The sequence below is a fragment of the Methylobacterium sp. BTF04 genome (genome assembly GCF_010692745.1).
Taxonomy (GTDB): domain Bacteria; phylum Pseudomonadota; class Alphaproteobacteria; order Rhizobiales; family Beijerinckiaceae; genus Methylobacterium.
On sequence record NZ_JAAHTB010000028.1, the window covers coordinates 12,848 to 26,895 of the forward strand.

The 14,048-nt window shown below is 68.5% G+C and carries 11 protein-coding genes and 1 pseudogene; 6 read left to right on the forward strand and 6 right to left on the reverse strand.

Annotated elements, in window-relative coordinates; genetic code table 11:
- Window positions 1-59 precede the first annotated feature (59 nt).
- Window positions 60-1,220, reverse strand: a complete 1,161-nt coding sequence (locus G3T14_RS16085) for a cysteine desulfurase family protein (protein WP_163643557.1) — start codon at window positions 1,218-1,220, stop codon at window positions 60-62.
- 285 nt (window positions 1,221-1,505) lie between these two features.
- On the opposite strand from G3T14_RS16085, the gene G3T14_RS16090 reads away from it, so the two are divergent.
- The gene (locus G3T14_RS16090) at window positions 1,506-2,165 is read left to right on the forward strand and encodes an alpha/beta hydrolase (RefSeq protein WP_163643558.1); all 660 of its coding nucleotides are present in this window, start codon (window positions 1,506-1,508) and stop codon (window positions 2,163-2,165) included.
- A 90-nt stretch (window positions 2,166-2,255) separates the two neighbouring features.
- Here the strand turns inward: G3T14_RS16090 and G3T14_RS16095 are convergent, their stop codons facing one another.
- A complete protein-coding gene (locus tag G3T14_RS16095; RefSeq protein ID WP_163643559.1) occupies window positions 2,256-6,323 on the reverse strand; it encodes a Pls/PosA family non-ribosomal peptide synthetase in 4,068 nt (1,355 codons plus the stop codon).
- A 192-nt stretch (window positions 6,324-6,515) separates the two neighbouring features.
- The gene (locus tag G3T14_RS16100) at window positions 6,516-7,103 is read right to left on the reverse strand and encodes a histidine phosphatase family protein (RefSeq protein ID WP_348645288.1); all 588 of its coding nucleotides are present in this window, start codon (window positions 7,101-7,103) and stop codon (window positions 6,516-6,518) included.
- A gap of 135 nt (window positions 7,104-7,238) precedes the next feature.
- Between G3T14_RS16100 and G3T14_RS16105 the strand changes: the two genes are divergently transcribed.
- From G3T14_RS16105 to G3T14_RS16120, 4 genes and pseudogenes are all read left to right on the forward strand, one after another.
- A complete protein-coding gene (locus G3T14_RS16105) occupies window positions 7,239-8,324 on the forward strand; it encodes a polyphosphate kinase 2 family protein (RefSeq protein ID WP_246733380.1) in 1,086 nt (361 codons plus the stop codon).
- Between the two features lie 86 nt (window positions 8,325-8,410).
- Window positions 8,411-9,562: pseudogene (locus tag G3T14_RS16110) on the forward strand (AAA family ATPase).
- A gap of 172 nt (window positions 9,563-9,734) precedes the next feature.
- Window positions 9,735-10,052, forward strand: a complete 318-nt coding sequence (locus tag G3T14_RS16115) for a putative quinol monooxygenase (protein ID WP_163643561.1) — start codon at window positions 9,735-9,737, stop codon at window positions 10,050-10,052.
- The gene (locus G3T14_RS16120; protein WP_163643562.1) at window positions 10,040-10,492 is read left to right on the forward strand and encodes a MarR family transcriptional regulator; all 453 of its coding nucleotides are present in this window, start codon (window positions 10,040-10,042) and stop codon (window positions 10,490-10,492) included. Before G3T14_RS16115 ends, G3T14_RS16120 begins: the two co-directional genes overlap by 13 nt.
- Before the next feature lie 96 nt (window positions 10,493-10,588).
- On the opposite strand, the gene fabI is transcribed toward G3T14_RS16120, so the two are convergent.
- The 3 genes from fabI to G3T14_RS16135 form a co-directional block, all read right to left on the reverse strand.
- Window positions 10,589-11,431: an enoyl-ACP reductase FabI gene (gene fabI / locus G3T14_RS16125; RefSeq protein WP_163643563.1), complete on the reverse strand. Its 843-nt coding sequence runs from the start codon at window positions 11,429-11,431 to the stop codon at window positions 10,589-10,591.
- Between the two features lie 137 nt (window positions 11,432-11,568).
- Window positions 11,569-12,510, reverse strand: coding sequence for a DnaJ C-terminal domain-containing protein (locus G3T14_RS16130; RefSeq protein WP_163643564.1), 942 nt, complete (start codon window positions 12,508-12,510; stop codon window positions 11,569-11,571).
- A 164-nt stretch (window positions 12,511-12,674) separates the two neighbouring features.
- Entirely contained in the window at window positions 12,675-13,118 is a 444-nt protein-coding gene (locus G3T14_RS16135) for an RT0821/Lpp0805 family surface protein (RefSeq protein WP_246733384.1), read from the reverse strand.
- Window positions 13,119-13,345: 227 nt separating this feature from the next.
- Here G3T14_RS16135 and pdxH point away from each other — a divergent pair, with 227 nt between their 5' ends.
- A complete protein-coding gene (gene pdxH, locus G3T14_RS16140) occupies window positions 13,346-13,984 on the forward strand; it encodes a pyridoxamine 5'-phosphate oxidase (RefSeq protein WP_163643566.1) in 639 nt (212 codons plus the stop codon).
- Window positions 13,985-14,048 lie beyond the last annotated feature (64 nt).

Sequence of the window (14,048 nt, forward strand, 5' to 3'; positions counted from 1 at the left end):
GCCATCCCGGCGTCAAGGGCCGGGGGTTTTCGCGAGAAAATGGATTGGGCGGGCAGCCGTCAGGCCGCCTGCCCTCGTCGTTGATATAGGGTCACCACGAGGCGTTCGCAGGCGGCGAAGAGGCGCGCGCCATCGCTTTCCACGCTGTTCCACCCGAAGCTGACGCGCAGCGCCCCTGCGGCCACAGCAGGGCTGACGCCCATGGCCGCGAGGACGGGGGACCGCGCGACCTTGCCGGAGGCACAGGCCGAACCGGACGAGACCGCGATGCCGGCAAGATCCAACGCCATGACGGCGGTGGGGGCATCGAGCCCCGGGATCGCGAAGCTGAGCGTATTCGGCAGGCGCGGAGCGCCGTCGCCGAATACCACCAGGTCGGGGGCGAGACTGCGAAGCCGCGCTTCGATCGCATCGCGCTGGCGCGCATCCACCGCGGGCAGATGCGCCAGGGCGATCTCCGCCGCGACGCCCATGCCGACGAGGCCGGGCAGGTTTTCGGTGCCGCAGCGCAGCCGTCCCTCCTGACCGCCCCCGCGGACGAAGGCCGTACCGAGACTGACGCCCTCGGCGAGCACCAGCGCGCCGACGCCCTTCGGCGCGGCGAACTTGTGCCCCGAGAGGGTCAGCGCATCGAGGCCGAGGCCGGCGAAATCGAGCGGTACCTTGCCCACCGCCTGGACCGCATCGCTGTGGACCAGCGCGCGGCCATGCGCATGCGCCAGACCGACGATCTCGGCCAGAGGCTGAATCACCCCGGTCTCGTTGTTGGCGGCATGGACCGAGATCAGCACGCCCGCATCCGCGTGCCGGTCGAGGAGGTGTCGCAGGGCTTCCAGATCGATCAGGCCGGCCGCATCCACCGGGATCACGTCCACGGCATCCGCGGCGAAGCGGTGACCGGCCGACACGCAGGGATGCTCGGTCGCGCCGATCAGGAGCCGGGTCACCGGCGGCATTCCGGTTTTCGTGAGGGCGCCGGATAGCACCGCGTTGGCGGCCTCGGTGCCACCGCTGGTGAAGATCACCCGGCCGGCCCCGATCCCGACGAGGCGCCCGATCCGATCGCGTGCGGTCTCCAGCGCCGACCGTGCCGCACGCCCCTCGGCATGGACCGAAGACGGGTTGCCCGGCAGCAGCAACGCGCACGCCACGGCCTCCACGACCTCGGGACGAACCGGGGAGGTGGCGTTGTGGTCGAGATAGGCGCGGGGCGAAGTCATGCGTGAAAAACCACTTGGCGCGTCAAGGTCGAAGTCGACAATTCCTTGCTTTTGCCCCCCACGATCATGCTAAGGCGCGGGCACGATACGTGTTCCGACAGCCCGTCGTGCAGGGAATCGCCGATCCGAAGTCTGCTCGAACCGCGGTAGCTTAGAACGATTCTAGTCAACTAGAATTGTTCTAAGAGCGCTTTTAGGTTCGTTGCCGGGCGAGTCAAGGCGCAGGGGCGGCCTTGTTCGGGTTCGGTTCGCCCCGCGCGACGCCCAGGAGTTTCGAAAGACACCATGCCCGAAGTCATCTTCACCGGCCCGGCCGGCCGTCTCGAGGGACGCTATCAGGCCCCCAAGAAGAAGGGCGCACCGATCGCGATCGTGCTCCACCCGCACCCCCAGTTCGGCGGCACGATGAACAATCAGATCGTGTACAATCTTTTCTACACCTTCGCCAACCGGGGCTTCGCCGCGTTGCGCTTCAACTTCCGCGGCGTCGGCCGCAGCCAGGGGGCGTTCGACCACGGAACCGGCGAGCTTTCGGACGCCGCATCGGCCCTCGACTGGGTCCAGTCGGTCAATCCCGAGGCGCGGGCCTGCTGGATCGCCGGCGTCTCGTTCGGCTCGTGGATCGGGATGCAGCTTCTGATGCGGCGCCCCGAGATCGAAGGTTTCATCTCCATCGCGGCGATGGCCAACCGCTACGACTTCACCTTCCTGGCCCCCTGCCCGTCCTCCGGCCTGTTCGTGCACGGCTCCGAGGATCGTGTCGCCCCGGCCCGCGAGGTGATGCCGGTGATCGAGAAGGTGAAGACTCAGAAGGGCGTCATCATCGAGCACCAGATGGTCGAGGGCGCCAACCACTTCTTCGACGGCAAGGTCCCCGAACTGACCCAGACGGTGGACACCTACCTCGACAAGCGACTCGGCACGAAGGAACAGACGAACGGCTGAGGCATCGTCCGCGGTGCAGGGATAAGAGGAAGGTCGGTCGCCGCTGAACGTGCGACCGGCCTTTTTAATTGGGGCAGTGTGCCTGTCGGCTCAGGCGACCGCTTTTTTCGCCGCGTGGACCACCGGCACCGCCGGCGCGCCCTCCCATTCCGAATGCGGCGGGATCGACTCGCCCTTCATCACGATGGTGAGCGGCCGCAGGCGGGCATAGTCGCCGACCTTGGTGTCGTACAGCACCGTCGAGAACGCGCCCACCGAGACGCCCTTGCCCACCGTGACCCGGCCGACCTTCATGATCCGGTCCTCGTAGAGGTGGGTCTGCAGCGCCGAGGTGCGGTTGATGGTCGAAAAGTCGCCGATGGTGACGCAGTCGAATTCGGTGATGTCGGTGGTGAGCATGCACACGCCCTGGCCGATCTTCACCCCGAGCAGCCGCAGCATCCACGGCAGGAACGGCGTCCCGACGAGGTGCTCGAGCAGGACCTTGCCGGCGAGACCCCAATACAGCACCGCCACGGCTTCCGTCCGCATGGCCCACCACGACCACATCGGCTGCATGCCGGGCTTGTAGACGCCCATCAGCAGCCATTTCACCGCGATCACCGTGAAGGACTGGATGAAGGCGATGCCGACGCTGACCGCGACGAAGCTGATCGCCAGCCCGGTCCAGTCCTCCGCCAGGATGGCGGGGTAGAAGTAGAAGTCGATGGCGGTGATCGCCAGGGTGATGAACAGCATCGGCGAGAACGAGGTCGAGAACGCCTCGAAGATGCCGCGCCGGAGCTTGGGGCCGATGCCCGGCTCGTAGGTCTGGGCGTTGGAGCCGAGATCGACTTTCTGCCGCGAGGGCAGCTTGATCGGCGGCGAGCCGAACCAGGTGTCGCCCGGTGCCATCAAGGCGTTGGCGGGAGGCTTCGACTTGATGCCGATCAGCACGTCGTCGGGGATCACCGCGCCCGGCGGCACCACCGCGTCGTTGCCGACGAAGACGCGGGCGCCGGTGCGGACCTCGTGCATCTCCATCCAGCCGCGGCGGATTTCCTCCTCGCCGAACACCACCTCGTCGGCGATGAAGTTGCGCGCGCCGATATCGGCCAGATCGTAGCGACCGCCGAGGTTGGTGGAAATCTCGGCGCCCTGCCCCATCCGAGCGCCCATCAGCCGGTACCACGCCCGCATGTAGACGGTGGCGAACAGCGAGGAGAGCGTCTCCAGCGTCACCTCGGCCGCCAGCGCCACCGCCCATTTGCGCAGGTAGAAGCCGCTGTGGATCGAGTGCGTGCCAGAGGAGACCCGCGGTAGCACCGCCCAGCGGATGCCGGCGATGAGCATCACCGTGCCCGCCGTCATCAGCATGGCGGTGGGCCAGGTCAGCATCGGCAGGTACCAATGGTAGTCGATGTCGGTGAGGTCGCCGAGCGAATCGCTGAGCTGGTCGAAGATGTAGAAGGCCGGGAAGATCGGCAGCAGGCCGATGGCCGGGATCGCCGCGAGCAGGAAGGCGTACATCGTCGCGAATGCCAGGCGGCGGCGCGGCGAGACCGGCGCGGGCGCCGGCAGGTCGGCGGGGTCGACATCGCCGACCTTGCGTCCGGGCGAGCCGTCCCAGGCTTCCGCCCGCCCCACCACCGTGCCGGTGGGGATCGTGGTCAGGTCGGCGATCTCCGCGTGGTCGCCGATCACCGTATCCGGCCCGATGACGCAGGACGCGCCGATGGCGACATCCGCGCCGATGGAGACGGTGCCGATGATGAGCTCATCGCCCACCACCTCGGCATTGGCGATGACGAGGCGGCCGCCGAGCGAGGCTCCCGCTCCCACGCTGAGGAGGTCGGGAGCCCCCACCTCCACGTCCGAGATCAGTGCGTCGTCGCCGATCTTGGCGCCGAGCAGGCGAAGGTAGAACACGATCGCGGGCGAGCCCTGGAGCCACTTGATGTGGACCAGGGGGGTGAGGCGCTGCGCCAGCCACCAGCGGTAATAATAGACGCCCCAGAGCGGATAGCGTCCGGGCTTGGTCCGGCCGAGGATCAGCCACTTGGCCGCCACCGCGATGGCCGCCGTGACCGCGTTGATGCCGATATAGACCAGCAGCAGGACCGCGAGTTCTCCGAAGAAGCCGAGGCCGCCGCCGGTGAGCAGCAGGTAGGTGACGAAGATGCCGAGCCATTGCGCGGTGGCGAGCGCGATGACGAAGGGCAGCACCGCGGCCTGCGCCAATCCGCACAGGAACCGGCGCTGGAGCGACGGGGCGGTGAAGCTGAGGTCGCGTACCGCCATCTGCGTGCCAGCCCCGCCGGTGCGTTCGATGAGGGCCTCGGCCATCGCCCGCAGGGTGCGGCGGCCGTAGACGTCCTGCAGGGTGATGGCGGCGAGGGCCGGCGCCTCGCGCACGGCCCCGACGAAGCGGGCGGCGAGCAGCGAATGACCGCCGAGATCGGTGAAGAAGTCGGCCTCGAACGGGATCGCCTGGGCGCCGAACACCTGGTTCGCGGCCGCGAGGAGCGCGGCCTCGGTCTCGTTGGCCGGCGGCTCCTGCTCGCCCGTCGTGTCGGCCACCGTGAGGGTGGCGGCGCGCAGGGCCTTGCGGTCGACCTTGCCCGAGGTTAGGCGCGGCAGCACCTCGGCGATCTCGAAATGACCCGGCACCATGTAGGGCGGCATCTGTTCGGCCAGGGTGTGGCGGAGGCCGGCCTTGTCGATGGTGGTGCCGCGCTCCGGCACCAGGAAGGCGACGAGGCGGTCGACGCCGTCGTCCTGGCGCAGCACCACCGCCGCCTGGTTGATGCCAGGCAGGATCTGGATGCGGGATTCGATCTCGCCGAGTTCCACCCGGAAGCCGCGGATCTTGACCTGATCGTCGATGCGGCCGTGGAACAGGATGTTGCCGGCCTCATCGAGCAACACCGCGTCGCCCGAGCGGTAGAGGATCGGGTCGCTGCCATCCGATTCATACGGGTTGGCGATGAACTTTTCCGCCGTCAGGTCCGGGCGCTGGAGGTAGCCCTTGGCGATTCCGGGACCACCGATGAGCAACTCGCCCTGCTGGCCTGGGCCGAGCAAGGCGAGGGTCTCGCCGGCGACATAGACCGAATAGTTCGGGATCGGGCCACCGATGGTGACGGGGGTGCCGGCCCGCATCTCGGCGGCGGTGGCCACAACCGTGGCCTCGGTGGGGCCGTAGGTGTTGAACAGCTGTCGCGATGCGGTCGCCCAGCGGGCCACCAGGGGTTCGGGCAGGGCTTCGCCGCCGAGCAGCACGAGGCGGACCGTGGGCAGGTCCTGCGAGATCATCGCCAGCAGCGTCGGCACCGTATCGAGCACCGTGACGCGGGCCTTGGTGAGAAGACCCGGCAGGGCTTCGACGTCGCCCATCATCGCCGGCGATGCGACGAACAGCGTCGCGCCCACGAGGTAGGGAACCCAGATCTCCTCCATCGAGAGATCGAAGGCGACCGACGCCCCCTGGAACACCACGTCGTCCGGGGCCATGCCGTAGAGCGCATTTCCCGAGCGCAGGAAGTGGCAGATGTTGGCATGGCTGATGACGATGCCCTTGGGCACGCCGGTGGAGCCGGAGGTGTAGATCAGGTAGGCGGGGTGCTGCGGCGTCAGGCCGGCTCGACGCGGGTCGGGTACGGGGGCGTCGGCGGGCGTGGCGGCGACGAGGGATTCCGCGGTCAGTGCCGCGGTGCCGGCCGGAGCCTGGGGCGCGAGCGCCGCCGAGACCACGAGCGCCTTGGCCTGCGCATCGGTGAGGCAGACCGCGACGCGGTCGGCCGGAGCTTCGGCGTCGAAGGGCAGCCAGGCGGCGCCCGACAGGGTGATGCCGATCTGCGCGATCAGCAGGTCGGGTCCGCGTGCCATCCACAGACCGACCACATCGCCGGGCCCGATCCCGCGATGGGCAAGGCCCTTGGCGATGGCCCCGGCCCGATCGAGGACCTCCGCATAGGTGAAGGCCGGATGGCTGCCGTCCGGGTTGGTCCGGGCGCCGTCGATGAGGGCGGGGTGGCTCGGCCGCGCGGCGGCGCTGGCGGAGAAGATCTCGCCCAGCACCTCGTCGCGAATCAGGTCGGGACGGACCGCGCCGCGCAGGACCGCCTTTCGTCCGAGCGCGTCTGCCCGCGGCCGGGTCGTCTCGGCGACACTGCTCATCCACTGCTCCGCTGCCGATCCCGCAAGGGCTGGGGATCGTCCTGACCGTCCGGGGTAAGGCACCCGGAACGCGCCGAAATCGCGGCGCGTCCGATATCTCCTGGGCCTCTAGCACGTTTGCGGACGTGGCTTGAACCGGCGTTGAACGAAGACGCGGTTCGCAAAAATCGCGGGGGCGTGCCCAGTCCGCGATCAGGCCCAGCGCCAGCCTGCATCGTCGAGGACGAGGACGCCGCCCTGGCGGATGCCCATGCGCGGGGCCTCGCGGATGCCGAGATGGCCGCGGATCACCAGGATGGCGCGGGCGACGCCGCCATGGGCGACGATCACCGTCGGTCCGGTAAGGTCGGCGAGGGCGGGCGCCACGCGCTCGGCCAGCATGGCGTAGCTTTCGCCGCCCTCCCCCGGCGACTGATACTCCCAGCGGCTGCGATCACGCGCCGCCGCGCGGGCGGCATCGCGTCGACGGATTTCGGCCCAGGTCGCGCCTTCCCACGCCCCGAAGCTGATCTCCTTGAGGCGCGGGTCGAGGCGGTAGCCGTCTTCGGGGAAACCGAGACGGCTGCGCATCACCTCCATGGTCCGCCGGGTGCGCAGGAGCGGGCTCGCCGCGAAATCGAGGGTGGCCAGATCGGCCCCTGCGACCGCCGCCAACCGGGCCGCCGCCTCCGCGGCTTGGCGCAGCCCCTCGGCGTTGAGAGGAATATCGCGCTGGCCCTGCAGGCGGCCCTCGGCGTTCCAGTCGGTCTGGCCGTGCCGGACGAAGTAGAGCCTTTTCACGCGCCCTGTCTCGCCCTGCCGCCGGTCCCGTGGCCGGAACGGCCCAGCTTGGGAATCGTTGTCGCACTCGAATCCATTGTCCGCGGTCCCGCATTCCCAGGGGCGCCCCCCCATTCTCAGTCAGCGAGTCCCGTCATGTCATACAAGCACGGCAAGCCGGGGCGGAGCCGGACCACGCTGAAATCCCCAGAAACAGCGTCGCAGGGGCAGCTGTCCGACACCAAGGACACCCTCGGCAAGAAGTTCACGCTCGGCAAGACGTTCACGCTCGGCAAGAATTCGGTTCTCGGCAAGAAGCCCAGAGGCAAGAAGCCGGCCGGCGATCGTCCGCCCTCGTCGGCGCTGTGGGCGAGCGAGGCGGCGCAGATCGCCGATGCCGCGCCGGGCCTCGTCGGGGTCGCGGCGCGCGCGCCGGCGGCCTCCGGCATCGTCACCGTGCGGCCGGGCTGGACCTGCGACCTCTCGGCCATCGATCCCAATGCCGATGGTGGCCTCGACAAGGAAAAGGCCAAGGAGGCGCTGATCGCCGAGCGCGCGCGCATCAAGGCCCTGCAGGAGCGGCTCTATGCCGAGCATCAGCGCAGCCTCCTCGTGGTGTTCCAGGCCATCGATACCGGCGGCAAGGACGGCACCATCCGCAACGTCTTCGAGGGGGTGAACCCGCAAGGCTGCCGGGTGTGGTCGTTCAAGGTGCCGAGCTCGGAGGAGCGCGACCACGATTTCCTGTGGCGCTACCACGCCAAGGCTCCGGCCCGCGGCATGATCGGCGTGTTCAACCGCAGCCATTACGAAGACGTGCTGGTGGTGCGGGTGAAGGACCTCGTCCCCGATACCGTCTGGCGGGCGCGCTACGGACTGATCAACGATTTCGAGCGGATGCTCACCGTGTCGGGCACCACGGTGCTGAAGTTCTTCCTCCACATCTCGAAGGACGAGCAGAAGGAGCGCCTGGAGGCGCGCATCGCCGAGCCGGAAAAACACTGGAAGTTCGATGCGGCCGATCTCGTCGAGCGCAAGTCCTGGGACGCCTACCAGGCCGCCTTCACGGACGCCCTGACCCATTGCTCGACGCCCGAGGCCCCCTGGCACGTGGTTCCGGCCAACCGGAAGTGGTTCCGCAACCTCGTCATCGCCCGCACCATCGCCGACACCCTGGAGGCGATGGACCCGCGCTTCCCGGAGGCGCAGCCGGGCGTGTCCGAGATGAAGGTGCCGGATTGAATCGCGGCCTGCGCCTTTCCTAGGGGTTGTGTCCGGCGGTCGCATCGGCTTGTCCTGGGGTCGAACCCGCCGTGGGAGCTAAAGGCATGCTGACCGTTCGCGAGGTCTCGTCGTCCGGGTACCGGTCGCTGAAATCGATCTCCTTCCCGGTCGATAGCCTGTCGGTCTTCATCGGTGCCAACGGGGTCGGCAAGACCAATCTCTATCGCGCTCTGGAGCTGCTGCAATCGGCGGCGGCCGGAACCCTGACGCGGGACCTCGCGGCGGAAGGCGGAATGGAATCCGCCTTGTGGGCCGGAAAGCGCAAGGTCGGCGAGAAGGCACGGATCACGCTGTCGGTCGACCTGTTCGATCCGGCGACCGCATCGCGTCCGCTGCGCTATGAAGTCGTTCTCGGGCTCGTCCCGCAACCGAACGGTCTTCCGCACGGCGCCGCCTTCCCGCTCGAGCCACAGATCAAGACCGAAACCCTATCCCAACTGACCGGTCGCCGCCCGGTGACGCTGCTCGAACGCGAGGGGCCGAGGGGTTTCGCGCGCGACGCGGAGGATCGCAGGCAGCCTCTCGGCACGACGTTGCTCGCCACGGAGACGGCACTCGCCGCCCTGCAGGATGCGACGGCCTTTCCCGAACTCGATCTGGCGCGCCGCAGCCTGCTCGAATGGCGCTTCTACCACAGCTTCCGCACCGACGTGGGCTCCCCCCTGCGCCGACCCGCCCTGGCCGTGACGACGCCGACCCTGTCCTCGGATGGTGCCGACCTCGCCGCCGTCTTCGCGACGCTGGCGCATCTCCGCCAGGATACGATGGATCTCGACGCGGCGGTCGACGACGCCTTTCCGGGCGGGCGCCTCACCGTGCCGTTGCCGGGTCGTCACGCGACCTTCGGCCTCGTGTTCCCCGACTATCCGCTGCGGATGTTCGAGCCCTAGGAAATGTCGGACGGGACCCTGCGCTACCTCGCTCTGGCCGGCGCGCTGCTGGCCTACCGGCTGCCGCCGTTCATCGCCCTCAACGAGCCGGAGACCAGCCTTCACCCGGATCTGCTCGACCCCCTTGCCCGCATGATCGTGAAAGCGGCCGAGCGGACGCAGATCTGGCTCGTCACGCATTCGGAGCGCCTAGCCGCGGCCATCGCGACCTATGGCGGCGCCAGACCCCACCGGGTCGTCAAGCAGGACGGCGCCACCTGGATCGACGGGCTGAAGCGGTCGGGGTCGTTCCGCGAGGACGATTGAGCGGGATCGCGCCCCCCGCTTCATCGCCCAGCCATGGAGGCGATGGAGCCGCGATTCCCGGAGGGGCCGCCGGGGATTGCGAGACGACGATCCCGGAGTGACGCGAGCCCACCAAAGTTGCAACCAGCGATCAGTTCATATAGTTAGCATCCTAATCATAGGAGTGGATATCATGCCGGAACCGCTGACGCTCTTTGCTCGTATCACGCCGAAATCCGAGCATCTGGCCGCCGCCCGTCACGCGGTGCTGGACATTCTGTCGGTCACCCGCGCCGAACCGGGCTGCCGCGTATTCACGCTGCATGACGATCCTGGCGGTGGCGGATGCCTGTATCTCTACGAGGTCTGGGACGATGAGGCTGCGCTCGAAGCGCATCATGCGCAGCCCTATACGCAAGCGGTGTTTGACCATTACCGCTTGTGGTTGTCCGAGCCGGTCGCCATTACGCGGCTGCGCCAGATCGGCGAGGTGAGCGCGTGTTCTTCCTGAAAGAACTCCCCACGCGGCAGATGCTCGAGACCTACAGTGAGCGCTACCCGGGCATGAACGCCGAGGCCGTCGCAGAGGCCCTTCGGCTCTTGAGGCGCGGAAGCCTGCTGATGCGCGAGCTCGACGCCTATTTCACCGGTCATACGCTTTCGCAGACCCGCTTCCTCGTCATGATCGTGATCGATCGGGAGCTGGAGCGGAAGAGTCTTCTGGCGAGCGAGATCGCTGATCGGCTCGACATCTCGCGGCCCGTGGTGACGGAGACGGTCAAGGCCTTGTCGCAGGCCGGCCTGCTCAGCAGCATTCCGGATCCCGAGGATGGCCGGGCCAAGCGCATCACGCTGACACCGAACGGGCAGGCCGTGCTGGCCAGCCTCCTGCCCGGCTACTTCGCGATCATCGCCGATTTCATGGCCCGTCCGGCGGATCGGACGGGGTGATGGACGAACGCCCGTGTTGGACTCTGAGGCGTCGCCCGACCCGGCCGATATTCGCCCGACGTAAGCCCCTGCATTCGAGCGGATCGCGCCTCTCGCTCAGTCCCTGTCGAGGCTGAGATCCGGCGCGTCCGGGTTCTTCATGCCGACGACATGGTAGCCGGCATCCACGTGGAGGATTTCGCCGGTCATGCCGCGCGACATGTCCGAGACCAGGTAGGTGGCGGTCTCGCCGACCTCCTCGATGGTCACGGTCCGGCGCAGGGGCGCGTTGTACTCGTTCCACTTGAGGATGTAGCGGAAGTCGCCGATGCCGGAGGCGGCGAGCGTCTTGATCGGGCCGGCCGAGATCGCGTTGACGCGGATCTTCGAGGGGCCGAGATCGGCGGCGAGATAGCGCACGGAGGCTTCGAGCGCGGCCTTGGCGACGCCCATGACGTTGTAATGCGGCATCCACTTCTCGGCGCCGTAATAGGTCAGCGTCAGCAGCGAGCCACCGTTGGGCATCAGCTTCTCGGCGCGCTGCGCGATAGCGGTGAACGAGTAGCAGGAGATGAGGAGCGACTTGGTGAAGTTTGCCTCCGAGGTCTCGAGGTAGCGCCCGGTCAACTCGTCCTTGTCGGAGAAGGCGATGCAATGGACGACGAAGTCGATGCCCTCGGGAAAGATCTCGGCGGTGGCCGCGAACACCGCGTCGATGGAGGCCGGGTCGGTGACGTCGCAATGGCCGACGACATGGGCGTCGAGTTCGCGGGCGAGCGGCTCGACCCGCTTCTTCAGGGCGTCGCCCTGGTAGGTGAAGGCGAGCTTGGCCCCATGCGCTGCGGCACTGCGGGCGATGCCCCAGGCGATCGAGCGGTTGTTGGCGACACCGAGCACCAGTCCGCGCTTGCCGGCGAGAAGGCCGCCGATGGAGTCGTGAGCCGGTTTCGTGTCCGCCATGGAGTCACCTGAACGAGAAGCCGCGGCGCCAGCCACCACGGGCCGGACGACCGGCGGGGCAAGCGCCGCGCATCCTTAGCGAGGTTGTGCGAGGGACGAAAGTCCAGGAATTCCAGGGAATGGCCGGCCGGACGGCGTCAGCCGACCCGCGCGGCGCGCTTGGCCTTGGCATAATCCGTCAGGGCGGAATCGTCCGTAGTCGGCAGGGCGACCGCCGTGGTGGCGAAAAGATCGCCGCGGGTGCCGTCCTTCTTGGGCAGGCCCTTGCCCTTGAGCCGGAAGGTGCGGCCGGAGCTCGTCATGGCGGGAATCCGCATCTCCACCGCCCCCGTCAGGGTTGGCACGCGGATGGGGCCGCCGAGCACCGCGTCCTCCAGCGGCACCTCCACGGAGGCGCGCAGGTCCGCACCGTCCACGGTAAAGCGGGGATGGGCCTGGATGCGGATGGTAAGGAGCGCGTCGCCGGGCGCGGAGCGCGGGCCGCCGGCATGGCCGAGGCCGCGCAGGCGGATCGTCTGCCCGTCCTCGACGCCCTTGGGAATCATCACGTCGACGTCGCGGCCGCTCGGCAGCGACAGGCGCAGCTTCTCCTCGCTGCCGACCTGCTCCAGCGTCACGCTCAATTCGGCCGCCACGTCCTCGCCCTTGGCCGGACCGCGCGCGGCGCCCGGAGCCGGCCCGGCCCCGCCGGCGCGAAACGCCTCACCGAACAGATGCGAGAAGATGTCCTCGCCGATGCCGCCGCCGCCGGCGGGCCCGCGTCCGCGGGTGGCGCTCTCGAAATCGAACCCGCCGCCGCCCGCGCCGCGGGGCTGGCCGCCGAACCCGCCGAATCCGTCGAAGCTCGGGGCGCGCGGCTTGCCGTCGCCATCGATCTCGCCACGGTCGAATTGCCCGCGCTTGCCCGCATCGCCGAGGATCTCGTAGGCCGAGTTCGCCTCCGAGAAGCGATCCTTGGCCTTGGCGTCGTCCTTGTTGCGGTCGGGATGGTAGGCCTTGGCGAGCTTGCGATAGGCCTTCTTGATATCGGCCTCGGTCGCGCCCTTCGGGACACCCAGAACGTCGTAGGGATTTCGCATCGGTCTTAGCTGTCTCGGTGCCGCAGGCAGGCCGGCGCCTGCCGGGCCCCATCGGGATCACCGCTAGATGTGGAAGTTTTACCGTCGCTTCGCAACGACGCCTTCGGCAGAATCCGTCGCCGGACCCCGCACGTCAACGTTCGGCCTCGCAGAAAAGTCCGCCGTCAGGCCGGAGTCTTCCGGGTGGCCGCCCGAACCCGCTTCAGTTCCCAGGTGCCGCCCGCCGGCTTGCAGCCGGTCCCGCGCAGGAAGCGGCTGCGGTCGGGCGCGATCACCGAGGCGAGGAAGTCGCGGCAGACCTCGTCCTCGGACACGTAGGGCAATCCGGTCGGGTTCACCGATCCGCGCAGAGAACTCTCGGGGTTGTCCCATTTCACCGGGCGCCCATTGCCCTGCGGATCGAGGGCGACCGAGAGCGCCGCCTGGGCCCGGCGCCAATCCTCGGCGCCGAGGTCGGCCCCGAAGGTGATCGGCCGTTTCGTGATGCTGCCGGTGCTCGTCGGGTCGGCGTCGGCCTTCGCGGCCTCGCCTGCGGTGTCGGTCTGGAACGTGATGAGCGGCTGGCCGCAGCCTCCGAGCGCCTGAGCGACGCCGAGGGCCAGGACCAAGCCCCTCGCCCACACCAGGCTCTTTCCCAGCGCCAGACTCTTGCCTAGAGCCAAGCCGTCACTCAGTACCCAGCCCTTCGCCGACACTGAAATTTCAGCTACGGCTTCCGTTCGCGCTTCGCCTCGACGCATGACACCCCTGAACTCACGACGTGGAAGTGACCGATGGCGATCGTGTCCCAACGTCGGTGCCCCCGACCCGGATCTCACGCAGACAGGAGTACGCCTTGGATCGGTTAAGGATCGATGAGTCGGCTGCGGCTGCGGCAATCGATGGCGACTTCACCCGCGCCACCGATCCGTGGGCGCTGTTTGCCGCCTGGATGGCAGAGGCCGAGGTCTCAGAGCCCGAGGATGCCAACGCCATGGCGCTGGCCACGGCCGGTACGGATGGCCTGCCCGACGTGCGCATGGTACTCTTGAAAGGGGTCGATGCTCGCGGATTCGTGTTCTACACCAACGTCGATTCCGCCAAGGGCGAAGAACTGGCGCAGAACCCCCAGGCCGCCGTGGTGCTGCATTGGAAGAGCCTGCGCCGACAGGTGCGCGCCCGCGGCCCGGTGACCGCCGTCTCCGTGGAGGAGGCCGACGCCTATTTCCAGAGCCGGGCGCGCAACAGCCGTATCGGCGCCCATGCCAGCCGCCAGTCGCGACCGCTCACCGACCGCGCGACGCTGGAGGCCGAGGTCGAGGCCCTCGCCGCCCGCTACGAGGACGGTCCGGTGCCGCGTCCGGAAAACTGGACGGGTTTTCGCATCGTGCCCTCATCCATCGAGTTCTGGCAGAACGGCGCGTTCCGCCTGCACGACCGGGTGCGCTTCACCCCCGACGGCGCGGGCTGGCACGGTGCTCGCCTCTACCCATGATGGGCAGGGCGCGCGGCCTTGCTGCGACGCGGCACGGACGCTGGATTTCCCCGGCGGCCGGGCT